Origin of the sequence: uncultured Anaerotruncus sp. (assembly GCF_902490045.1) — a bacterium.
GTDB lineage: Bacteria > Bacillota > Clostridia > Oscillospirales > Ruminococcaceae > Anaerotruncus.
The window spans coordinates 1-22061 of the sequence record NZ_CABUCJ010000035.1; the positions used below are offsets into that span (position 1 = coordinate 1).

The following is a 22061-nucleotide window of genomic DNA, read 5'->3' on the forward strand; positions in this document are numbered from 1 at the left end:
TCACGGGGCTTTCAAACGCCTCCGCGCAGGGGGACCGCGCCGTCTGCGAAATCCTCGGGCGGCTCGGCGCCGACATCACGCGGGACGCGCGCGCCGTCCGCTGCAGGGCGGCGAAGCTGCGCGGCTGCAAAATTGACGCGGGGCAGATTCCAGACCTCGTGCCGGTGCTCGCCGTGACGGCGGCGTTCGCCGAGGGGGACACGGAGATCCACAACGCCGCGCGCCTGCGCATCAAGGAGAGCGACCGGCTTGCGTCGACCGCGGCGCTCCTGCGTTCGCTCGGCGGGTCGGCGGAGGAATTCCCCGACCGGCTCGTCGTCCACGGCGGCGGGCTGCGCGGCGGGGACGCGCAGGGCGTAAACGACCACCGCATCGTCATGGCGGCGGCGGTCGCGGCGCTGGGGTGCGGAGAAAAAGTGTCCGTAACCGACGCACATGCAGTCAACAAATCCTATCCGGATTTCTTTGACGATCTCAAAAAGCTGGGAGGCCGCTGCGATGTCGACATGGGGTAATTATTTGAAAATTTCCATCTTTGGGGAGAGCCACGGCCCTGGCATCGGCGTCGTGATCGACGGGCTGCCGGCGGGGCTTTCCATCGACCGGGAGGAGCTGGCCGCCTTTATGGCGCGGCGCGCGCCCGGCCGGGACAGGACCTCCACCCCCAGACGTGAAACCGACCGGCCCGAGCTGCTCTCGGGGATCCGCGGCGACGTCACGACCGGCACGCCGCTGGCCGCCCTCATCCGCAACAACGACACCCACTCGTCCGACTACGGCGAGTTTTCCTCCACCGCGCGGCCGGGCCACGCCGACTACACCGGCTTTCTTCGCTACGCGGGCCGGAACGACGTGCGCGGCGGCGGGCATTTTTCCGGAAGGCTGACCGCGCCCCTCGTCTTCGCGGGAGGGATCGCGAAGCAGCTGCTCGCGCGGGAGGGCGTCTTTGTGGGCGCGCATATCGCGCGGTGCGCGGGCATCGCGGACGCGCCCTTCGACCCCGTCTCGCTCGACCGGGAGACGCTTTTGCGTCCCGGCGCGTCCAACTTCCCCACCCTGGACGCGGCGGCGGGCGAAAAGATGCGGGAGCAGATCGAAGCCGCGCGCATGTCCACCGATTCGGTGGGCGGCGTGGTCGAATGCGGCGTGGTCGGCTTCCCCGCCGGGATCGGTTCCCCGATGTTCGACGGGCTCGAAAACCGCATCGCCTCGATCGTCTTCGGCATCCCGGCGGTCAAGGGGCTCGAATTCGGCGACGGATTTGCCGCCGCCGGGCTGCGCGGCAGCGAGCACAACGACCCCTTCCGTCTCGCGGGCGGGAGGGTCGTCACCGAAACGAACCACGCGGGCGGCATCCTCGGCGGCATCTCGTCGGGCATGCCAATCCTCCTGCGGGCCGCCTTCAAGCCTACCGCGTCGATTGCAAAGCCTCAGCGTACCGTCGATTTCCGCGAAAACGCCGAGCGGGAGCTGATCGTCAAGGGCAGGCACGACCCCTGCGTCGTGGTGCGCGCGGTGCCGGTCGTCGAGGCGGCCGCGGCGCTCGCGCTGGCCGACGCGCTGCTCGAGGCCAGGGGCTACGAGGGCCTCCAAAGCCGGGAGTGACACCTTTTTTTGCCCCGGCGCATAGGATTTGTTGACCGGATTTTTCGCCGGGGCTTGACAACCCGGACGGATTGTGCTTTAATATTTGTCATAAACCAAAGACGGAGAGATAAAACCGCAGGCGCACGCACAGAGAGCCGGGGCAGGCTGAGAGCCCGGCCGGAACGCGGGGCGGACAAATGGACTCCCGAGGGCGCGATGAAAGGCGAAAGCCGAGTATCCCGCGACGCAGGCCAGCGTTAACCGGCAAAGGGCGTGTTGGCGCTCTGATTGAGTGGATGTGTTTCACGGCGCATCAATCAAGGTGGTACCGCAGGTTTGACACCTGTCCTTGCAGAAGGACGGGTGTTTTTTGTTGCTTTCCGGAGAGCGGCAGATGGTCAAACCCCCGGCAGGGTCCCACCCCAACATAAAATTTTCACCAAATTTTATGTGTAAGGAGAAATCATCATGAAAAAGCTGTTTGCTTTGCTGCTCACCCTCTCCCTTTCCCTCTCGCTCCTCGCGGGCTGCGGTTCCGCCCCGTCGGAACCCGCCGCGCCCTCCGATAACGCCGCGTCCGCCTCCGAGGCCGCTCCCGCCGAGGACGCCGCGCCCGAAAGCGGCAAAAAGCTCCAGGTCGGTATTGTGCAGGTCATGGAACACCCCTCCCTCGACCAGATCCGCACCTCCTTCCTGGATGAGATGGCGCGGCTCGGCTACGGGGAAGACAAGGTCGACTACGACTACCAGAACGCCTCGGGCGACACCTCCAACCTCAACACGATCTGCCAGAAGTTCGCGGGCGACCGGAAGGACCTGATCGTCGCGATCGCGACCCCGTCGGCGCAGGCCGCGGCCTCCAACGCGCCGGAGATCCCGCTCGTCTTCTCCGCCGTCACCGACCCGGTCGCCGCCAAGCTGGTGGCCGACCCCGATAAGCCCGACGGCATCATCACCGGCACCTCCGACGCGATCCCGGTCGACCAGGTGTTCGCGCTGATGCAGCAGCTCACCCCCGGCGTCGAGACGGTCGGCATGCTCTACAACCTCGGCGAGGTCAACTCGGTGTCGGTCATCGAGGAGGCCAAGGCCTACTGCGACGCGAACAGCCTCAAATACGTCGAGGCGAACGTCACCAACTCGGGCGAGGTCCAGCAGGCGGCGCAGGCGCTCGCCGGCAAGTGCCAGGCGCTCTACTCCCCCATCGACAACACCGTCGCCACCGCGATGCCCGCGCTGGCCGAGGTCGCCAAGGCCGCGAAGATTCCCGTCTACGTCGGCGCCGACTCGATGGTCATCGACGGCGGGCTGGCAACGATCGGCGTCAACTACGTCCAGCTCGGCAATCAGACCGCGGCCATGGCCGTGCAGGTGCTCGAGGGCACGCCCGTGTCGGAGATTCCCGTTGAGACGCTCCGGAACTTCGCGACCGTCGTCAACACCACCACCGCCGAGGCGATCGGCGTGACCATCCCCGACGAGCTTCTCTCCACCGCGCAGGTGGTCGAATAATCCATTACCGCCGTGCGATCGTGCGGGACCGTCCGGTCCCGCACGGTTTCGCGTCCGCAGGAGGTTTTGCCATATGACCCTGTTCGCCCTGCAGGGCGCCGTGGAATTGGGGCTCATCTACGCGCTCGTCGCGCTCGGCCTCTTCGTCTCCTACCGCGTCCTCGATATCCCCGACCTGACGGTCGACGGCAGCTTCACCCTCGGCGCGGCCGTCTCCGCCGTCTTCACCGACGCCGCCCACCCCTGGCTCGGCATCCTGTTCGCCGTCGCGGCGGGCTGGTGCGCCGGCATGGTGAGCGCCTTTTTGCAGACCAAGCTGAAAATCCAGCCGATCCTCGCGGGCATCCTCGCGATGACCGGGCTCTATTCCATCAACCTGCGGGTGATGGGCGGACGCTCGATGGTCTCCCTGCTCCGGGTGGACACCGTCTTTACCCCCGTCTCAGGGTTCGCCTTCGGCAAGCTGCTCGCCGTGCTCGCCGCGGCGGCGCTCGTCTGCCTCCTCCTCGTCCTCTTCTTCCGCACCTCGACGGGGCTGTGCATCCGCGCCACCGGCGACAACGAGACGATGGTGCGCTCCTCCTCGATCAACACCGACCGGATGAAATTCCTCGGCCTCGGCCTTGCCAACGCCCTCGTCGGGCTTTCGGGCGGGCTGATCGCCCAGTACCAGAACTCCGCCGACATGAACACCGGCGTCGGCATGGTCGTCATCGGGCTCGCCTCCCTCATCATCGGTGAGGCGATCTTCGGCAAGCCCAGCGTCCCCCGCAACATCCTCGCCGTCGTGCTCGGCGCGATCATCTACCGCATCATCTACGCGTTCGTCATGGCGCGCGGCATGGCGGCCTCCGACCTCAAGCTGATTTCGGCGGTCATCGTCACGCTGGCGATCTCCTATCCGGTGGTGGCCGACCGCTGCCGGCTCCATAAACTGATGAAGGAGGCGGCCAAGGATGTTGGAGCTTAGAAAGGTCCACAAATCCTTCTTCCCCGGCACCCCCAACGAGCGGCGTGCCCTCGTGGACGTCGACCTCGTCCTCGCGCCGGGCGACTTTGTCACGATTATCGGCGGCAACGGCGCGGGCAAGTCCACCCTCTTCAACGCGATTGCCGGAAATTTTCTCATCGACGCGGGAAATATCCTGCTCGACGGCAAAAACATCACCTTCCTGCGGGACTACAAGCGCGCGCGGCAGATCGGGCGGCTCTTCCAGGACCCGCTGGCGGGCACCGCGCCCAACATGACGATCGAGGAAAACCTCGCGATGGCCTACCTGCGCGGCATCAAGAAGGGGGTAAGCCTCGGCCTCAGCAAAAAGGACGAGGAATTTTTCCGCGAAAAGCTCTCCGAGCTGGGGCTTGGGCTGGAGGACCGGCTCAAAACCAAGATGGGCCTTCTTTCGGGCGGCCAGCGGCAGGCGGTGACGCTCATGATGGCGACGATCGTGCCGCCCAAGCTGCTGCTGCTCGACGAGCACACGGCGGCGCTCGACCCGGGCACCGCCGAGAAGGTCTCCGAGCTCACCCGAAAAATCGTCGAGCGGGACCGTATCACGACGATGATGATCACCCACAACATGCAGCAGTCGCTCGAGATGGGAAACCGCACGATTATGATGGACGAAGGGCGCGTCGTCCTCGACCTGTCGGGAGAGGAGCGCGCCGGCATGACGGTCGACGGGCTGCTCGAGCTTTTCCGCGCCCACAGCGAAACCGAGGGGGACAACGACCGCCTCCTGCTCTCCTGAGCGCACGCGCCCGGCATATCCCGAAATAAAAAACAACCGCCCGTCGGGCGGTTGTTTTTTATGTAGGTCAGCTGCCGGCGGGCGGGTCCCCGGGCGTGCCGGAGCCCTGCGGGGCGGCGGGCGGCCGCTGCCCCGCGTGGTCCTCGAGCGCGTCCTTTACGGCGCCGCGCAGGACGCGGTAGAGCCAGTCGCCCGTGGCGGGGTCCATCCGCGCATCGCGGATGCCGTTTTTGACGGCCGCCTTGATGATCAGGTAGAAGATCCAGAGAAAAAGCGCGTAGAGGCCGATGACCAAAAGAAACGGAAGAAAGCTTGCCGCCACCATACTCATGAGGATTCTCCTTTCTGACACGGGGGCGGAAGCCCCCTGACGGCCGCGTCAAAGCGCGGGACGAGCCCCAGGCGGTCGGGGCCGAGGTGCACCTGAAACTGGTAGATATCGTGTCCGGGGAAGTGGTTCGCCTCGATCATGACGGGACGGTCTTCGGTGATCGCCACGTCCCAGCCGATATAGCCGAGCTCGGGGATGTGCAGCGCGGCCTTTTTGACGAGGTCGACCGCCTCATGGTACATCGGGATTTCGCAGCCGATCAAATCGACGCCCGTCATCGGGTGCTGGAAATACGCCTTGCCGTCCTTGTCGGCGCCGGGGGTGCAGATTTTGCCCGTCTGCTCGTCCACCAGCACCGCCATGCCGCCGCTGTTGAGGTTGTCGACCCGCTTGCCGTTGCCGATGCGCATGCTCGAGAAGACGAGGCGCGCCTCCCCCCCGCGGCTGATCGTCACAAGGCGCAGGGTGTTGACCGACAGCGGGTAGATGCGGCTGATGTCCGGGTGCTGGACGATGAACTCCTCGACGAGGTACTGTCTTCCCTCCCGGAGCATGTCGTAGAGCCCGACGATCCGCGTGCCCGTCTCGATGAACTCGATGCCGCGCCCGCAGGTGCCGTCGAGCGGCTTTGCGACGACGCGGGGATGTTCCTCGCAGAACTGCTCGAACCCGGCGCGGTCGGCCTCCCGCAGGTCGATCCAGTCGCGCCCGTGGTAGCCGTCGAACCGCCTGAGGAACTCGACCTTGTCCTCGAGCAGGTGCCAGTGCTCGCGGGGGTTTAGAAGGCGCACATACTCGTTGTTTTTGCCGCGCGTGATGTAGGTCTTCCGCTGGGCGGCGGTGAGGTTATAGAATTCAAAAACGAGGTAGTCCATATATCCCGCCTGGTATTTGAAGCCGCAGGCGGCCATATCCACAAGCGTGGGCAGCACGCCCCTGCCCGTTCGTTCCTTTACGGTGCGCGCGGTGTCCAGCATCGCGCCGAAATCCATTCCTGCGATGCGCTTTGCCACATATTTGAGATTCGGCATGGCCTCACACGTCCCTTCCCCTGCCGGGCTGCATTCTGGGGCCGCGGCCCCGCCCGTCAGCGGCGGGCGCGGAGTTCGTTCGCGGCGCGGCAGGCCGCGCCATTTAGAAAGTGTGCTAATGATACCACAAAAACCGTCATTTTTCAACAGGCGGTTTTCCTTGCAGTAAAATCGAAGGCGCCGCGCACTGTTTGTTTGCAGGTGATTCCTGCCATCAAATTACGAATGAATGAGGTAACTATGAAAAAAGTACTGACGCTTTTACTCGCCCTCGCCACCGCCGCCTCCCTCGCAGCCTGCGGCGCGCCCGAAACGCCCGCCGAGCCGGGTGCGCCGGCGCCCTCCGCTTCCGAACCCGCGGAGGAGTCCTCGAATCCGGAGGAAAATGAGGCGGAACCCGCCGCCCTGCCCGGACAGGAGCGGTTTTCCGTGGCGGACGCCTCCCGCTTCCTCGGCACTGTCGAGGACTTCGCGGTGGACGACGCGGGACAGACCGTCCTGCTGATGCGCCGGGCCGCCGGCTCCGGCCTTCTGCCGGAACTGAAGGTGACCCTCACGGAGAACACCAGCTACAGCTTTGACGGCACCCAGCTGGGCAACGGCGCGTTCCTCGAGGTCTATTACGGCGGGGAACCGGACGAGACGGGCGCGGTGGACGCCATCGCGGTCAACGACCTGATCTCGGAGGACCTCGTCATCTACAACGGCACGCTCGCCGAGATCACCCCCGACCCCGAAAAGGAAGGCAGCGGCTCCCTTCTGCTCGACCCGCTGACGGAAAACGGGATGCAGTACGTCTTCCACTATGATGAAAGCACCCAGTTTTACCTCGACTTTGCCTCCCTCAAGGCGGGCGACAAGCTGCATGTGCTCCACAGCCCCGCTTCGACCCGCAGCCTGCCTCCCCAGAGCGCCGCGTGGGAGATCTCCCCCTACACCGCGCCCGAGGCGGGCGAGCTGCCCATGCCTGCGGCGGACGCTCCTACGGACGGCGGGGACGCGCTCGTCGAGGCGCCGCTCGGCGCCCCGGAAACCCCCATCGCGTCCGAGCCCGCCGCGAAATAGTCCCTCCCGGGACGCCCGGCAGGCGCGCGGGGCGGCCGCCGAAAACGGCGGCCGCTCCAATTTTTATGCGGATACAGCTTGTATTAGCATTTCTGCCAACGCGCCGATTATACCGTGTGCCAGCGTATGGAAGGCGGGCTTCCTGATTTTGGCCGGGCCTTCGGGCAGGCGCGCGTCATTGACTTGCCACCGTCAAAATGGTATAATTTTTTCGTTATACAGCAATAAAAAATAGGCCATGCGGCCTGTCCCCGGGCCGCGGCCTATTAAATTTATTACGGACCAAAATTCGCGCGGGAAAACCGTCAAATATCGGAGGCTTATCCATGAAAAAAGTCGTTTCCCTGCTCCTTGTTTCGGCGCTGCTGATCGGCGCGCTCTCCGCCTGCAAACGGAACGAACCCGAGCCGGAGCCCGCTCCGCCCGAGCCCGCGGCACCGGTCTACGACTACCAGGACGGGGAATACGCCGTCTCCTACGCCGTCCCCGCGCTCGACCGCACGCTCGATTACCTGACCATTTCGATCAAAAACGACGAGATCACGATCGTCGAGGCGGGCTGCAGGGAGGACGTTTCGCTGGCCCCACCGGAAGAAGCCTCCGGGGACGCGGCCTCCGCTCCCGCGGAATCGGCCGCATCGTCGGACACGGTGTCCCCCGAAGCCGCCTCCGCCGGAGAATCGGAGTACGAGGCCAAGGCCAACGCCCAGGTGAAGGACATCGTCGCGGAATACGAGGCGGTGGAGGGCGACCTTGAGCGGATGGAGCCGGTTGAAGGCGCGGAGGAGCACACCTACCGGTTCATGCGCATGATGCGCACCGCGCTCAAATTTGCCAAGGCGGGCGACCACACCCCCGCTGTGCTCGGCAAATATGAGGACGGCAGCTATGAGGCGGTCATGCCCTCCTTCAGCGCGAGCGGCTGGAAGGAGTACGTCCGCCTCACCGTCAAGGACGGCCTGATCACTGACATCGACTTCAACGCCCAGAAGGAATCGGATCCCACCGTCCTCATCACCGACGATCCCGACCTCAATAAGGAGGGCGCGGCCGACTCCCCTTCCGTCTACTACCCGGCGATCGCCAAGGCGTTCACCGACTCAAATGAAAACCTTGACAGCCTCTCCGTCCCGACGGGCGGCGCGGCCGCCGCGAAGTCCTTCCAGAAGCTGATGCAGCTCCTGCTTGCCAGCATGATTTCGGGAGGCGGCACCCAGGTCACCGCCCCGCGCTATGTCGACGGCACCTATAAGGCGCAGATGAAGGAATTTGACGAGCACGGCTGGAAGGACTACGTCGTCGTCCAGATCCGCGGTGACAGGGTTTCGGTCAAGGAGTTCGACGCGGTCTCCAAGGAGGACGAAAACAAGCTCAAATCGCAGGACGCGGAAATGGCCGCTCAGATGGAGGAAAAGACCGGCGTCAATCCCGAGGCGTATACCAGGGAGCTGCGCTCCAATCTGGACGCCGCGGACGGCGACCCGGTCGAGATGGACACCGTCGCGGGCGCGACCGTCTCCTCCAACAACTTCCGCCTGCTGGTCGGGCAGATCCTGTCCACCGCCGCCGTGAACGGCGACACCGAGAAAACCCTCGAGGTGGACGCCTACCCCGCCGACCTCGGCCCCGCGGAGGAGGAGACCTCCTCCTCTGCGCAGGATGCCGCGTAACAAACGGTCTGAAAAAGCCGCCCCGCGTGGGGCGGCTTTTTTAATGGGGCGCGGCGTGAATCAGGGGCCGGGGCGGCGGAGCCGCGCTTCGCGCGGACGGATTCTCCGCCGCCCCGCCGCGCGAAAACGCCGCCGGTTTCCCGGCGGCGTTTGCAGTCTTTTCCTCAGAGGTCGAAGGCGTCGTGGATCGCGTTCACCGCGCGCTCGCCGTCGGCAAGCGCCACGAGCACCGAAATCTTGATTTCGCTCGTGGAGATCATCTGGATGTTGACGTTCGCCTCCGAGAGCGCCTCGAACATCTTGGAGGCCACGCCGGGATTGGACTGCATCCCCGCCCCCACGATCGAGACTTTGGAGATATTGTCGTCGCAGATAATGCCCTTACCGCCGCAGCGCTCGTTGATGTCCTCCATCAATTCGAGCGCGAGCTGCTTGTTGGAACGGTTGACGGTAAAGCTGATGTCCTTGGTGTCGTCACGGCCGATCGACTGGAGGATGATGTCGACGTTGACCTTTTTCGCGGCAAGCTGGGAGAAGATCTTGAACGCGATACCGGGCTGGTCGGGCACCCCGATGATCGAAATGCGGGCCACGTCGTTATCGCGCGCCACCCCTCTGATGAGCATCTTTTCCACTTTGACAGCCTCCTTAATCTTGGTGCCCGGGTTCTTGGTGTAGCTGGAGAGCACCTCCAGGTTGACATTGTATTTTTTCGCCATCTCCACCGAGCGGTTGTGGAGCACGCCTGCGCCGAGCGTCGCGAGCTCGAGCATTTCGTCGTAGGTGATCTCGTCGAGCTTGTGCGCGCCGGGGACGAGCCGTGGGTCGGCGGTATAGACGCCGTCGACGTCGGTGTAAATCTGGCAGAGATCGGCGTGCAGCGCCGCCGCCAGCGCGACCGCGCTCGTATCCGAACCGCCGCGGCCGAGGGTGGTGATATCGTCATAGCGGTTGATCCCCTGGAATCCCGCCACGATCACGATGTTTCGTTTGGCAAGCTCATTGTCGAGCCGCTCCTTGTTGATGCGGCGGATGCGCGCCGCGCCGTGGGTGGAATCGCTCAGGAATCCGGCCTGCCATCCCGTCAGCGAGATGACCGGCAGCCCCATCCGTTCGATCGCCATCGCCAACAGCGACATGGAAATCTGCTCTCCCGTGGAGAGCAGGACGTCCATCTCCCGCTTGGAGGCCATCGGATTGATCTCCTGCGCCTTCGCGATGAGGTCGTCGGTCGTGTCGCCCTGCGCCGAGACGACCGCCACCACGTTGTTCCCCGCGCGGTAGGTGTCGGAGATGATCTGCGCCACGTTGAAGATGCGTTCGGAATCCTTCACGGACGACCCTCCGAACTTCTGTACAACCAGGTTCATATGGTTTTCCTCCAGATCTATGTAGTACGCCCGGGGGAACTTTTGAAAAAGTTCCCCCGGGACCCCTTCAAAACTTTGTATCAGGCCCGCCGCACCGCCTCAGCAGCGGACGCCGCCCGTGCCTGGGGCTGAAATTTGAAAAAGTTCCCCGGGACCCCTTCAAAACTTTGTATCAGGCCCGCCGCACCGCCTCAGCAGCGGGCGCTGCCCGTGCCTGGGGCCGAAATTTGAAAAAGTTCTCCGGGACCCCTTCAAAACTTTGTATCAGGCCCGCCGCATCGTCCCAGCAGCGGGCGCTACCCGTGCCCAAAAGCGATCCTGTGCCTTATTCTATACCCGTTCGATGACGGTGCCGGTATTGTCTATAGACAGTGTATGCACCTGCCAGCCGTCCAGTCCCAATTCGGGCAGCCTCCGGGCGACGCAGTCCCCGAAATCGCGCAGGTTCGCGTCGACGATCGCCATGATGGTGGGCCCCGCGCCGCTCAGGTAGGCCGCGTAGGCGCCCAGCTGGAAGCAGGCGTCCATCACTTCCCTGCCGCCCTTCACAAGCCCCATGCGGTAGGGCTGGTGCAGCCGGTCGTCCGCCGCGACGCGCAGGTTTTGGTAGTTCCCGCTGTAGAGGGAGACGGACATGAGCGCGGCGCGGGCGAGGTTGAAGACCCCGTCCCGGCGGGGCACCGTATCCGGCAGGACGCCGCGCGCCTTGGTGGTCGACAGCTCGAAATCGGGGATGATCGCGACAAAGCGCAGGTCATTTTTGATCTCCTGCTTGACGTACCACACCTTTTTCCCGTCGAAGACGGCGGTGACAAGCCCGCCGGTCAGCGCGGGGGTGGAGTTGTCGGGATGCCCCTCGATCCCGGCGGCAAGGTTTAAAAGCTCGTCGTCCGAAACGGGGTTCCCCATCAGGCGGTTTGCGCCCTTGAGCCCGGCGATCACACAGGCCGAACTGGAGCCCAGCCCGCGCGTCAGCGGGATGTTGTTGATCTGGCCGATCTTGAGCCCCCGGAAGGGCACCCCGCACAGCTCGTAGAGGCGTTTCGCGGTCGTATAGACGAGGTTCGTTTCGCCGGTGGGGATCTCCCTGCCGTCGAGCGATTCGATGACAAGCCCGTCGTACTCCTCCAGCGTGACATAGTTATAGAGGCCGACCGCCAGACCGATCGAGTCGAAGCCCGGCCCGATGTTGGCGCTGGTGGCCGGGATACGCAGCTTCAGCATCAATAGTCGAGCACCCGGATCCTGCTGAGGATCGTCACGCCCTTCTCCTCGAGCTTTTTGCAGGCGGCGTCGATCTCCCGCTCGGCCGCGGCGGGTGTGATGAAGGCGGCCTCGTTGGAGGGCTTGCCGTCGCGGGAGAGCGCCTTGACCTTGCCGAAGAGCTCCACTGCGTCCTCGAGCGAATTGCTCTCGAAGGAGCGGCAGCGCAGATACATCGCGGTGACGTTGTCCTCACGCGGGGCGACGTTGCCGCCGTTCGACTTCTCCCAGCGCAGCGAGGGGCTCGTGTCGGTTGCCTTGGCGCACTCGATCACGTCCCCGACCACCGCCGAGGCGGTCGGATATTTGCCCGCGCCCTTGCCGTAAAAGACGACGTCGCCCGTCGCGTCGCCGCGCACGAGGATGCCGTTAAAGACGTCGTCCACGTTGCCGAGCTGGCTGTCGTGGCTGACGAAGGCGGGGGTCACCATGGCGGTGATGGGCGCGCCGTTCGCGCCCCGTTTGGCGCGGCCGATCAGCTTGATGACGCTGCCGCACCCGGCCGCGTAGGCCACGTCCTCCTGGGTGATCTTTGTGATCCCTTCGGCGTAGACGTCCCGCGGATAGACGTGGGAACCGAACGCCAGCGAGGCGAGGATGCAGATTTTGCGGCAGGCGTCCTTGCCCTCGACGTCGTCGGCGGGATTGCGCTCGGCATAGCCGAGCTTCTGGGCGAGCGCGAGCGCGCTGTCGAAGGTGACGCCCTCGCGGAACATCTTGGTCAGGATGAAGTTGGTGGTGCCGTTGAGGATGCCGGCGATCTCCTCGATGCGGTTGGCCGCCAGGCACATGTGCAGCGGGCGGATGATCGGGATGCCGCCGCCGACGCTCGCCTCAAAGAGGTAGTTGACATGGCGGCTGTGGGCGATCTCCAGAAGCTCCGCGCCGTACTGCGCGACCAGCTCCTTGTTGGAGGTGACCACGCTCTTGCCCCGCTCGAGGCAGGCGCGGGTATATTCGTGGGCGGGCTCGAGCCCGCCGATCACCTCGACGACGATCGAAACGCTGTCGTCGTTCAGGATGATGTTGAAGTCCTTGACGAACCGGTCGGCGTAGAGGCTGTCGGGGAAATCGCGCACATCGAGGATGTACTTGAGATCGAGCTCCTGTCCCGCCTTTCTTTCAAGGCTCTCCTTATTTTTGAAAAACACGTCGACAACGCCGGAACCGACGGTGCCGCAGCCCAAAACCGCGATGTTGATCATGACATGGTACCTCCAAACGTATTTTGACGGGAAGGGGATCAGATCGTCTTGGCCTCGACGATCCCGTCGAGCGCGCCGAGCATCTCGATCATCTCCGCACGGGAGAGGCTCGACTGGTTGGTGCGCACCGACACCGTCGCGATCGCCACGCCGTCGACCGGGATGTTCTGGTTGACGGTGATGATGTTCGCGCCGGCCTTGTAAAAGGAGCTCAACAGCGAGGAAAGCACGCCGGGGCGGTCCTCGAGCGTCAGATAGAAGGTCACGAGGTTCTCGTTCATCCGCTCGTCGTACAGATAGATCGCGTCCTTATACTTATAGAACGCGCTGCGGGAAATGCCCGCCATCTGCGCCGCCTGCGAGGAGCTTTTGGCCTTGCCCTGCGCCAAGAGCATCTTCGCCTGCACGACCTTGAGGAATACATCCGGCAAAACCTGCGCGTCGACCAGCAGGAACTTCAAATTTTCGGCCAAATCGTCCACCCCTCGCACACTTTTGTATTACAGCCAAATACACTATACCACACCCACCCGCTAAAGTAAACCGTCACTTTATCACAGATTCGCAGATTTTGCGGATTGGTTCTGGTGAAGATGTCCAGAGGGAACGGACTGGCTGGATTTTTTCCATTCCGGCAGCAGTCCTGCCAATGTTTTTCGCGCCGCCCAAACCGGTGTTTTTTCGTCGCCGCCTGCATACCCTTTATAGGAACCATTTTGTTGAAGGGAGGCGGCGGCGTGCAGGCGGACGACAAATTCCGCGTCGTGGTGGATATCCTCTATTATGCGGCGCTCGGCGCGGCGGCCTACTTTGCCGTGCGCTATCTGCTCTGCTGGACGCTGCCCTTCTTCCTCGGCGCGGGAGTGGCGGCGCTGCTGCGCCCCGCGACCCTGAGGCTCGCCAAAAAAACGCATATGAGGGAGTCCTGCGCAGCCGTCCTCGTGCTTGTCTTTTTCTACCTCGCGGCGGCGGGGATGCTCGTCCTCTTCCTCACCATCCTGCTCGCCCAGCTCTACGAGCTTCTGCTGCGCCTGCCCGCGCTCTATTCCGAAAACGTCGCGCCGCTGTTCGACCGGCTGAGCGGCTGGTTTTACGGACTCGCCGGGCGGTTCGGGGCCTCGGCGGAGGGCGGGCTCGAACAGTTTTCGGGCGCGGTGTCGGACGCCATCCGCCAGGCGGCGGTCGACGGCTCCACCCACCTTGTGAGCTGGGCCGCCGGGCTGGCGGCGAAGCTGCCTCTCCTTCTGATCGCGGCGGTCTTCACCGTCGTGATCAGCATGCTCACTGCGACCGGCTACCGGCAGGTGGGCGCCTTTCTCTGCGGGCTCTTTCCCGGCAGATGGGAGGAACGCCTGCGCGGGCTGCAGCGGTTCGGGCGGGAGACGGTGTGGAAGATGGTGCGCGCCTACACGATCATCGTGGCGGTCACCTTCCTGGAGCTGCTCGCCGGGCTGTGGCTGCTCGGCTTCCAGTACGTGCTGCCGGTGGCCGCCGCCATCGCCCTGCTCGACATCCTGCCCCTCATCGGCACCGGCACCATCCTTATCCCGTGGGGGATCGTGCTGATCGCGGGGGGAGATCTCGTGGGCGGCGTGGGGCTCGTCCTGCTCTTCGCGCTCATCGAGGTGCTGCGCAACATCCTCGAGCCGCGCATCGTGGGCAGCCAGATCGGCCTGCACCCCATCGTGACGATCACCGCCATGTACGCCGGGCTCAAAATCGCGGGCTTCTGGGGGATGCTCGCAGCGCCGGTCGCCGTGCTGCTCGGGCGCTACCTCTGGACGGGCGCCGCGCCCGGGCGGGCCGAAGCCTGACGGGCGGTCAGCCGCTCGACCGCCCCGGGCAGCTCGTCCGCGCTTTTGATCTCGGCGTCCGCGCCCGCGACCTCCTCCGGGAAAAGCCCGTAGAGGCAGCCGATGAAGGGGACCCCGTTTTCCCGCGCCGCCGTCCTGTCAAAGTGGCGGTCGCCCACCATGACGGCCGCGCCGGGGCGTTCGGTCTCTAGGATATGGGCCAGCAGCCGCGGCTTGTCCCAGCCCACCCGGCCGTCGGGCGTGCCGTCGAAGAGGGGCAGAAGCCCGATCTGCCCGAGGACGAGGTCGGTATATTCGCGCCTCGCGTTGGAGCAGAGATAGATTTTATAGCCGCGCCTCCGGAGTTCCCGGAGGCTTTCTTCCACCCCCGGATAGGCGCGCGCCAGCTTCGGGATCGTCTCCCGGATCGCCTGGACGACGTGGAAATTGAATTCCTCGTATTTTTCCGCCGAACCGTCGGGCGAGATCACCCTGGCATTGTCGGCGGCGGTCCCGCCGATCAAGGTCATCAGCAGGCTGTCCGGCAGGGGGGCGCGCCCCGTGAGCTCCAGCGCCCTGCGGTATGCGGGCAGCAGGAACCTGTCCGATTGGCTCAGGGTCCCGTCGAGATCGAATGCGGCCAGTTTATTCATCTATACATCCTCCATCCATATGATACCTGTTTTAGTATATCACACAAAAAATCGGAATCATATTGTGCAACATCGAGAAATATTGCCGCGAAGAGAGGAATTTTTTGCCCACCCTCCCACGGATTTCCCCCGCGCCGCTCCAATAAAATATTCCTTTGTTTTTTGGGGGGATCATGCTATACTGATAATATCTATCAGGTCATTCCACGAACCTTCGGAAAGGATGTCGAATTATGGGAGAAGCGGGGACTTTTAAGACCACCACATTTGGCGGCTTTGATAAGAAATCGGTGCTCAGCTATATCGATGCGCTTAACGAGCAGTTCCACGCCGCGGAGGCGGACTATGCCGCGAAGCTGGAGGAATACGCGCGCGCGCAGGATTCGCAGGTCGCGCACATCAAAAAGCTGGAATCCCAGCTCGCCGACCAGGAGGGCAAGCTCACCGCCGTGGCCGAGCAGCTTGAAAAGGAGCGCGGCATCGCGCGGCAGGCGCAGGAGCTGATCTCCGAGCTCGATTCCCAGAACAAGACCCTGCAAAAACAGCTTTCCGACAGCGAACGCGAGCTGCAGATCCAGATCGAGCGCTGCCGCCAGCTTCAGTTCAAGGCGGAGAGCCTCGACTACAAGAGCAAAAAGTACGACGAGCTGTCCGGCCAGATCGGCGACGCGATGATCGAGGCGAAACGAAACGCCGACCAGATCATCGCCGAGGCGAACGGCAAGGCCGCGCAGATCACCGACCAGGCGCACGTCTACATGCGCAACTTCTACAGCGAGCTCGGCAGCTTCAAGGGGGACGCGGCGCGCCTGCGCAAGTCGATCGAGGAAATCCTCTTTGTGCTCAACGACCGCATCGACGTGATGCAGGAGGTCGTGCGGCAGGTGGAAAAGAAGTTTGGCGACGACACGCGGCTGGACTACACCGAGGAGCAGCCGCCCTTCTCCGAGCCCGCGGACGAAGCCGGATATCTGGGAGGTGCCGTGGATGAACACCTTCCGGATTGACGCCTCCGCGCTCTCCGAAAAGGCCCCGGAGCTGCGCGCGGGCGACCGCGTCCTGCTCTCGGGCGTCATCTACACCGCGCGCGACGCGGCGCACAAGCGGATCATGGACGCGCTCAGGGCCGGGGAAACGCTCCCCTTCCCGCTTGAGGGCGCGTGCATCTACTTCGCTGGGCCTACCCCCGCGCCCGCCGGCATGGCGATCGGCTCCTGCGGGCCCACCACCTCGGGGCGCATGGACCCCTACACCCCCGCGCTGATGGACCGGGGCCTGACAGCCACCATCGGCAAGGGCGGCCGCTCCCGGGAGGTCTATGACGCGATCGTCCGGAACCGCGGCGTCTACCTCTGCGCGATCGGCGGGGCCGGGGCGCTCGCGGCGCAGTGCATCACCTCCTGCGAGGTCATCGCCTATGAGGATTTGGGGTGTGAATCGGTCAAACGCCTCACCGTCCGCGACTTTCCCCTCATCGCCGCCGCGGACTGCGTCGGTCAAAACCTCTTTGACGCGGGCCGCGCGTCCTACCGAAAAGAAGCGTAACGCAAGAGCGCCGGAGACGAAAGTCTCCGGCGCTCTCAGCTTATCAATTTCTCGGACAAGCTTCTGGACAAAATCAAAAAGCGGCCCGCTCAACGGTTCCCGTCTATCCGTCTGCGCGCTCCCCGGCGGCGAAGAGTCCGCCGAGCTCGAGTCCCGCGCGCCGCGCCATCTCTGAGGCGAGCGCCGCGTCCCCGGCGAGTTCCCCGGCGGAAAAGCCGGGCAGTCCGCCCCCAAGCTCCGCGAGCGGGTCGGCAATCCGCTCAAAGGACGCAAGCGCGGAGGTGAAGGCCTCCCTCCCCACGCCGAAGGAGGCGGCGAGCGCGGCGGCCTCGTCGACGTCCCGCATGAGCTGCGCGGCAAGCGCCCGGCAGATGACGCGCATCGCGCGTCCGCGGCCGGGCGGGCCCGCATAGTGGCAGTCGGGCGCGAAGCAGCGGATGAGGGGCAGCGCGGCGGCGAACGCCTCGCTGTCGCCCCCCGCGAAGAGGAGGAACGGCCCGCCGAGCCCCTCCCTGCCGAACACGCCGCAGTCGATATAGGCCGCGCCGAGGCGGCGCATCCCGTTGGCGGCCGCGTGCGCGAGCGCGGGAGAGGTGTCGGTGAGGTCGATGAAAATCTGCCCCGGCCGCACAAAGGGCGCAATGCTGTTGCACAGGCGCGTCAGGTCGGCGGAGGCTTCGAGCGCTACCACGATCCGGTCGCAGCGGTCGCAGAGCTCCGCCGCCGTGGCGCAGACGTTTACGGCGCGGCGGACGCCCCTTCCGTCCGGGTCGTAGACGGAGAGGTTGCGCGCCGTCTTTTCCAGCAGCTGCCCGACGACCGCGCGGCCGCTGCCGCCCAGCCCGATCACGCCGATCTCCATGCGCGCACCTCCTCCGCCTTGTTGGTTCCATTATAACAAAATCCCCAAAAGATTGCCACAGGAAATAAATATCCCCCGGCAAGGCCGGGGGATATTTGAGATTACGGATTGAGGGAATAGTTGGGGGCTTCCTTGGTGATGTAGATATCGTGCGGATGGCTCTCCTTGAGCCCCGCGCCGGTGATCTTGATGAACTGGGCGCGCTCGTGCAGGTCGGGGATCGTCCTGCAGCCCGTGTAGCCCATGCCGGCCTTGATTCCGCCGATCAGCTGGTAGATCGTGTCCGCCACGGTGCCCTTGTAGGGGACGCGGCCCTCGACGCCCTCGGGGACAAATTTCTTTTTGCCCTCCTGGAAGTAGCGGTCGCTCGAGCCCTCGCCCATCGCTGCGAGCGAGCCCATGCCGCGGTAGACCTTGAAGCTGCGGCCCTGGTAGATCTCGACCTCTCCCGGGCTTTCGGCGCAGCCCGCGAGTAGCGAGCCGAGCATGACGGTCGACGCGCCGGCGGCAAGCGCCTTAACGATGTCGCCCGAATATTTGATGCCGCCGTCCGCGATGACGGGCACGCCGTATTTGGCGGCGGCGCAGGCCGCGTCATAGACGGCGGTCAGCTGCGGCACGCCGATGCCCGCGACGACGCGGGTGGTGCAGATCGAGCCGGGGCCGATGCCGACTTTGACCGCGTCCGCGCCCGCCCTGATGAGGTCCTCGGTGCCGGAGGCGGTGGCCACGTTGCCGGCGATGATGGGGATTTCAGGGTATTTCTGCTTGATGCTCTTGAGGCAAGTGAAAATATTGGTCTGCTGCCCGTGGGCGGAATCGAGCACGAGCACGTCGACGCTCGCCTTGATCAGCTCGTCCACACGGTCCATATAGTCGTGGGTGATGCCGACCGCGGCTCCCGCCAGCAGCCGACCGCCCCTGTCACGCGCGGAATTGGGGTACTGGACCGCTTTTTCGATGTCCTTGATCGTGATGAGTCCGCGCAGGTATCCCTCGCCGTCGACGATCGGGAGCTTTTCGATCTTGTGCTTGCGCAGGATCTGGCGGGCGTCGTCGAGGGTGGTGCCGACCGGAGCGGTGACCAGGTGGTCCTTGGTCATGACCTCCTTGATCTTGATGCCGTAGTCCTCGAGGAAGCGCAGGTCCCGGTTGGTGAGGATGCCGACGAGCTTGCCGTCCTCGCAGATGGGCACGCCGGAAATCTTATACTTGCCCATGATCTCATCCGCGTCGTAGACGAAATGCTCGGGCGAGAGATAGAACGGATTGGCGATGACGCCGTTTTCCGAACGCTTGACGGTGTCGATCTCGTCGGCCTGCCGTTCGATGCTCATGTTCTTGTGGATGATGCCGATGCCGCCCTCACGCGCGATCGCGATCGCCATTTTGGAGGTGGTGACGGTATCCATCGCGGCGGTCAGAAAGGGGGAGTTGAGCCGGATTCCCCTCACCAGCTCGGTGGAGATGTCCACATCCGCAGGGACCACTTCGGAACGCGCGGGAACCAGCAGCACGTCGTCGAAGGTAAGCCCTTCCTTCGTGAATTTTTCACTTGCATTCGTATTCAGCATACGTCCTCCATTCCTCATCTCATCAGTATTCCGCGCCCTCGCAGGCGGTTATATTTTTACTATAATAGCACTTATCCCCGACGCAATCAATAGCCTTTATTGCCAAATTTTGCCCCCCGGTGCACTAAATCCTGTATGCGGTGCCCTGCGGCGGCCTGTGCGCCGGGGAAATACAAAGGCCATTGCAAAAGCCGGCTCCTGTCGGCCATCCGCGTCCCCCACCCCGGCCGAACCGTGGGCGGTACGGTGGCCGGTTGACCGCGCGCCCGGCGCATGATAAAATAAGTAGCAAACAGAATGACGACGTCAGGAGGCGTTTTAATGAAAAGATTTTTAACCGGCACGCTCTGCGTGCTTCTGATCCTGTCGCTGGCCCTGCCGGGCTGCGCCTCGCGGGAGGCCGCCCCCACCCCCGTGGAGGAGCCGGTTTCCCTGAGCGAGCCGGAGGAACCCGCCGACGAACCGGAGAAGCCGGAGCCCCAGTCGTCCGAGCCGGACGAGCAGGAACCGGAATATCCCCTGCCCGAGCTGACCGACGCGGACATGAAGCTCATCAACCAGTCGCTGAGCCAGTTCCTCAACTACTTCGGCGGCACGGAGAGCCTCTCCTCCACTTCCGGGCTGGATTCCGACCGCGTGCTCTTCTTCTGCCAGATGGAGGCGTTCCGGATGAAGGACCTGCTCGGCTACTTCTTCGAGCAGGACGACAAGGGCAACTACCTCATCCCCGACACGGTGGTCGGCGATATGGCCCAGCGCCTCTTCGGCATCGAGGACTTCGCCTTCACCGATTCCCCCCGCTACGACCCGGACACACAGACCTACGGCTACACCCTAGGCTATGAAGGGGAGCTGCAGAACTTCGCGACCTCCGAACCGAAGGGCGCGCCCGACGGCGGCATCGCCTACGACGTCGACTTCTTCGAGGAGGGGGACACCTCCTACCTGACCCCCGCGCGCACCTCCCTCTTCACCTTCCGTGTCAACCGTCTCAACGGCATGCCCTTCCTCCAGCTCGTCTCGATCGAGCCGAAATAATCAGGTTTGAAGAAGCCGGCCCCGCTTTCTCGTTTGAGAAAGCGGGGCCGGTTTTCCGTTTTATCAGGTGAGCCCGTGCCGCTGCCGGTAGTCGGCGAGCAGCAGATCGACCATCCGGCCGTAGCTCTTGACGCCGTCCGACTGGTTGTTGGCGCGCAGGTAGGTGTTGTTGACCGCGGTGCTGACCTCGGCGACCGGGCCCTCGAACCGCGCCCAGTAGGCGTTGTTCGCCGCGAAGTCGCGGCGGACCCCGTCGGAAAGCAGCGCGTCCACCTGCCAGAAAAGCTCCCTGTCCGTGGCGTAGAGCCGGTTTTCGGCGTGCACCAGCGCGAGCATGACGCCGCTGTAGCGGAATTCGGGCGAATCGCTCTTCCGGCAGGCGAGGTACCCGATGAAGTTCGCCTCGTCCTCCCGCATGAACCCCCGCGTGTGCGCGAGCTCGTGGCACATCGTCGCGGGCACCGAGTAATCGGGCGCGAGGGTGTTGATGTTCGCCTCGAAGGTGAGCAGGGTGAATTCGCCGGTGATCTGCGCCATCGACATCAGCGTGGAATTGAGCACCGGCTTGGGCGTGATTGCAAAGGCCGGGAGCACGCCGTAGTCCTCCGCCAGCTTCGCGAAATCCGCGCGCGCCTGCGCCGCGTTCCCCGAAAAATACTCCGTGAGCCGCATGACGCCGCCAGCGTCCTCGGAGAGCCCCTCGCGCAGGGCGTTCGCCTCCCGCGCGAGCTCGCCGCAGAGCGCGGCCAGCTCCTCCGCGGAGGAGTCGCGCACCGTAAGGCCGCTGAACGCGGCGAACTCCGGGCGGTAATAATTGAGCCCGCAGGTGACGACGAAGAGGAAAAAGAGGATGCTCAGCCCATTGACGAGCAGCCACATCGTCTTTCCGAACCGGGGCGGCTCTCCCCTCCCGCGCAGGAAGCGCGCGAGGCGGAAGATCCCCCGCCCGATCCACAGGAGCGCGGCGGCCAGCAGGACAATCACGCCCACCTCAAAGAGGGAGAAGGGCAGCAGCGAGGTCAGCGCGCCGACGGGGCGCGCGAGCAGCGGATAGAGCCCCTCGGAAAAGAGGCGCTCGGTCCCCCACGGGTCCCGCCGCGCAAGCCAGACAAGCAGGAGCCCGACCGGCGTCAGCAGCACCGGCCACCAGCGGCGCAGCAGCCCGCGCGAGCGCAGCCGCTCCCGGACGGCGGCGCGCATCAGAGCACCACCAGCGTGACGCCCCTGTTTTCGCGGGCGAAATCGCGGTCATGGGAGAGCTCCGGACAGAGCGCGAGCGCATGGCGCGCCTGCTGCGAAAAGGGAGAAAATTCCTCGCCCGGGACGAATTCCCGGATTTTGCCCTGCGACTTCATCCGGGCGAGACAGCTATGTACACCGTCGCGGATCGCGCCGCCCCGCCCGCTGCTCCCGTAGCCGTGAATGAGGCGCACCGCGGACGCACGCCGCATCCGCGCGTCGGAAAGCCCCAGCTCGAGCCGCCGGAGCGCGACCTCCACCGTGGGCATGCCCGCCTCGAGGTTTACCGCCGCCACCATCTCACTGCTCCAGCGCGGCGATGTCCGCCTCGCTGAGGGTGAGGTCGCAGGCGGACATGCTGTCCTCGAGCTGTTCGAGCGTCGAGCAGCCGATGACCGCGCTGCCCGGGAGCCTGTTCGAGGTGATGTAGCTCAGCAGCACCGCCGCGGGCGACGCGCCGGTGCGCGCGCAGATCTCCCGGAGCGCCGCGAGCCTGCGGCGGTTCTCGGGGCCGTCGTACCGCTCGGCGAACTTCGGCTGGAGCGGCTCGCCCGAAATCATTTTGGAAAAGT

General features: G+C 64.5%; 23 protein-coding genes. 11 read left to right on the forward strand and 12 right to left on the reverse strand.

The genetic code is table 11. The features are described from left to right. The 5 genes from RDM88_RS05580 to RDM88_RS05600 form a co-directional block, all read left to right on the forward strand. A partial coding sequence (locus RDM88_RS05580; protein WP_374045418.1) for a 3-phosphoshikimate 1-carboxyvinyltransferase occupies positions 1-515 on the forward strand: 515 nt, incomplete at its 5' end. Further along, the gene (gene aroC / locus RDM88_RS05585; protein ID WP_308753882.1) at positions 499-1605 is read left to right on the forward strand and encodes a chorismate synthase; all 1107 of its coding nucleotides are present in this window, start codon (positions 499-501) and stop codon (positions 1603-1605) included. The genes RDM88_RS05580 and aroC, both read left to right, overlap by 17 nt. 450 nt (positions 1606-2055) lie before the next feature. Beyond that, positions 2056-3099 carry an ABC transporter substrate-binding protein gene (locus RDM88_RS05590; RefSeq protein ID WP_308753883.1) on the forward strand — a complete coding sequence of 348 codons (1044 nt, stop codon included), beginning with the start codon at positions 2056-2058 and terminating at the stop codon, positions 3097-3099. A 73-nt stretch (positions 3100-3172) separates the two neighbouring features. Further along, positions 3173-4069 (forward strand): ABC transporter permease, encoded by an 897-nt coding sequence (locus RDM88_RS05595; RefSeq protein WP_308753884.1) that lies wholly within the window; start codon positions 3173-3175, stop codon positions 4067-4069. Next, a complete protein-coding gene (locus tag RDM88_RS05600; RefSeq protein WP_308753885.1) occupies positions 4056-4850 on the forward strand; it encodes an ABC transporter ATP-binding protein in 795 nt (264 codons plus the stop codon). The genes RDM88_RS05595 and RDM88_RS05600 overlap by 14 nt, the downstream gene beginning before the upstream one ends. A 67-nt stretch (positions 4851-4917) precedes the next feature. On the opposite strand, the gene RDM88_RS05605 is transcribed toward RDM88_RS05600, so the two are convergent. Together RDM88_RS05605 and RDM88_RS05610 are read right to left on the reverse strand one after the other, a co-directional pair. After that, positions 4918-5181 carry a hypothetical protein gene (locus RDM88_RS05605; RefSeq protein WP_308753886.1) on the reverse strand — a complete coding sequence of 88 codons (264 nt, stop codon included), beginning with the start codon at positions 5179-5181 and terminating at the stop codon, positions 4918-4920. After that, complete coding sequence (locus RDM88_RS05610) at positions 5178-6212, reverse strand: sugar-transfer associated ATP-grasp domain-containing protein (protein WP_308753887.1); 1035 nt, start codon at positions 6210-6212, stop codon at positions 5178-5180. Before RDM88_RS05610 ends, RDM88_RS05605 begins: the two co-directional genes overlap by 4 nt. 240 nt (positions 6213-6452) lie before the next feature. Between RDM88_RS05610 and RDM88_RS05615 the strand changes: the two genes are divergently transcribed. After that, positions 6453-7277, forward strand: coding sequence for a hypothetical protein (locus tag RDM88_RS05615; RefSeq protein ID WP_308753888.1), 825 nt, complete (start codon positions 6453-6455; stop codon positions 7275-7277). 326 nt (positions 7278-7603) lie between these two features. Further along, complete coding sequence (locus RDM88_RS05620) at positions 7604-8947, forward strand: hypothetical protein (protein WP_308753889.1); 1344 nt, start codon at positions 7604-7606, stop codon at positions 8945-8947. Positions 8948-9111: 164 nt separating this feature from the next. Here the strand turns inward: RDM88_RS05620 and RDM88_RS05625 are convergent, their stop codons facing one another. From RDM88_RS05625 to RDM88_RS05640, 4 genes are all read right to left on the reverse strand, one after another. Next, positions 9112-10317, reverse strand: a complete 1206-nt coding sequence (locus RDM88_RS05625) for an aspartate kinase (RefSeq protein WP_308753890.1) — start codon at positions 10315-10317, stop codon at positions 9112-9114. Positions 10318-10647: 330 nt separating this feature from the next. After that, the gene (gene thrB / locus RDM88_RS05630) at positions 10648-11541 is read right to left on the reverse strand and encodes a homoserine kinase (protein WP_308753891.1); all 894 of its coding nucleotides are present in this window, start codon (positions 11539-11541) and stop codon (positions 10648-10650) included. Continuing rightward, the gene (locus tag RDM88_RS05635; RefSeq protein WP_308753892.1) at positions 11541-12785 is read right to left on the reverse strand and encodes a homoserine dehydrogenase; all 1245 of its coding nucleotides are present in this window, start codon (positions 12783-12785) and stop codon (positions 11541-11543) included. The genes thrB and RDM88_RS05635 overlap by 1 nt, the downstream gene beginning before the upstream one ends. Before the next feature lie 38 nt (positions 12786-12823). Beyond that, on the reverse strand, positions 12824-13258 hold the full coding sequence (locus RDM88_RS05640; protein WP_308753893.1) for an ACT domain-containing protein: 435 nt from the start codon (positions 13256-13258) through the stop codon (positions 12824-12826). Positions 13259-13522: 264 nt separating this feature from the next. Here RDM88_RS05640 and ytvI point away from each other — a divergent pair, with 264 nt between their 5' ends. Further along, complete coding sequence (gene ytvI, locus RDM88_RS05645) at positions 13523-14599, forward strand: sporulation integral membrane protein YtvI (RefSeq protein WP_308753894.1); 1077 nt, start codon at positions 13523-13525, stop codon at positions 14597-14599. Here ytvI and RDM88_RS05650 read toward each other — a convergent pair. Continuing rightward, positions 14557-15231 (reverse strand): HAD family hydrolase, encoded by a 675-nt coding sequence (locus tag RDM88_RS05650; RefSeq protein ID WP_308753895.1) that lies wholly within the window; start codon positions 15229-15231, stop codon positions 14557-14559. The genes ytvI and RDM88_RS05650 overlap by 43 nt on opposite strands. A 233-nt stretch (positions 15232-15464) precedes the next feature. On the opposite strand from RDM88_RS05650, the gene RDM88_RS05655 reads away from it, so the two are divergent. Both RDM88_RS05655 and RDM88_RS05660 read left to right on the forward strand, forming a co-directional pair. After that, positions 15465-16238, forward strand: coding sequence for a hypothetical protein (locus tag RDM88_RS05655; RefSeq protein WP_308753896.1), 774 nt, complete (start codon positions 15465-15467; stop codon positions 16236-16238). Beyond that, positions 16219-16776 carry a FumA C-terminus/TtdB family hydratase beta subunit gene (locus tag RDM88_RS05660; RefSeq protein WP_308753897.1) on the forward strand — a complete coding sequence of 186 codons (558 nt, stop codon included), beginning with the start codon at positions 16219-16221 and terminating at the stop codon, positions 16774-16776. Before RDM88_RS05655 ends, RDM88_RS05660 begins: the two co-directional genes overlap by 20 nt. 103 nt (positions 16777-16879) lie before the next feature. Here the strand turns inward: RDM88_RS05660 and RDM88_RS05665 are convergent, their stop codons facing one another. After that, positions 16880-17638 (reverse strand): NAD(P)-binding domain-containing protein, encoded by a 759-nt coding sequence (locus RDM88_RS05665; RefSeq protein ID WP_308753898.1) that lies wholly within the window; start codon positions 17636-17638, stop codon positions 16880-16882. A 101-nt stretch (positions 17639-17739) separates the two neighbouring features. Then, positions 17740-19212: an IMP dehydrogenase gene (guaB, locus tag RDM88_RS05670; RefSeq protein ID WP_308753899.1), complete on the reverse strand. Its 1473-nt coding sequence runs from the start codon at positions 19210-19212 to the stop codon at positions 17740-17742. A gap of 321 nt (positions 19213-19533) precedes the next feature. Between guaB and RDM88_RS05675 the strand changes: the two genes are divergently transcribed. Beyond that, the gene (locus RDM88_RS05675) at positions 19534-20250 is read left to right on the forward strand and encodes a hypothetical protein (RefSeq protein ID WP_308753900.1); all 717 of its coding nucleotides are present in this window, start codon (positions 19534-19536) and stop codon (positions 20248-20250) included. 63 nt (positions 20251-20313) lie between these two features. Here the strand turns inward: RDM88_RS05675 and RDM88_RS05680 are convergent, their stop codons facing one another. The 3 genes from RDM88_RS05680 to RDM88_RS05690 all read right to left on the reverse strand — a co-directional run. Next, positions 20314-21450 carry a DUF3810 domain-containing protein gene (locus RDM88_RS05680; RefSeq protein ID WP_308753901.1) on the reverse strand — a complete coding sequence of 379 codons (1137 nt, stop codon included), beginning with the start codon at positions 21448-21450 and terminating at the stop codon, positions 20314-20316. Beyond that, on the reverse strand, positions 21450-21788 hold the full coding sequence (locus tag RDM88_RS05685) for a Smr/MutS family protein (RefSeq protein ID WP_308753902.1): 339 nt from the start codon (positions 21786-21788) through the stop codon (positions 21450-21452). Before RDM88_RS05685 ends, RDM88_RS05680 begins: the two co-directional genes overlap by 1 nt. Position 21789: 1 nt before the next feature. Continuing rightward, a partial coding sequence (locus RDM88_RS05690; RefSeq protein WP_308753903.1) for an aldo/keto reductase occupies positions 21790-22061 on the reverse strand: 272 nt, incomplete at its 5' end.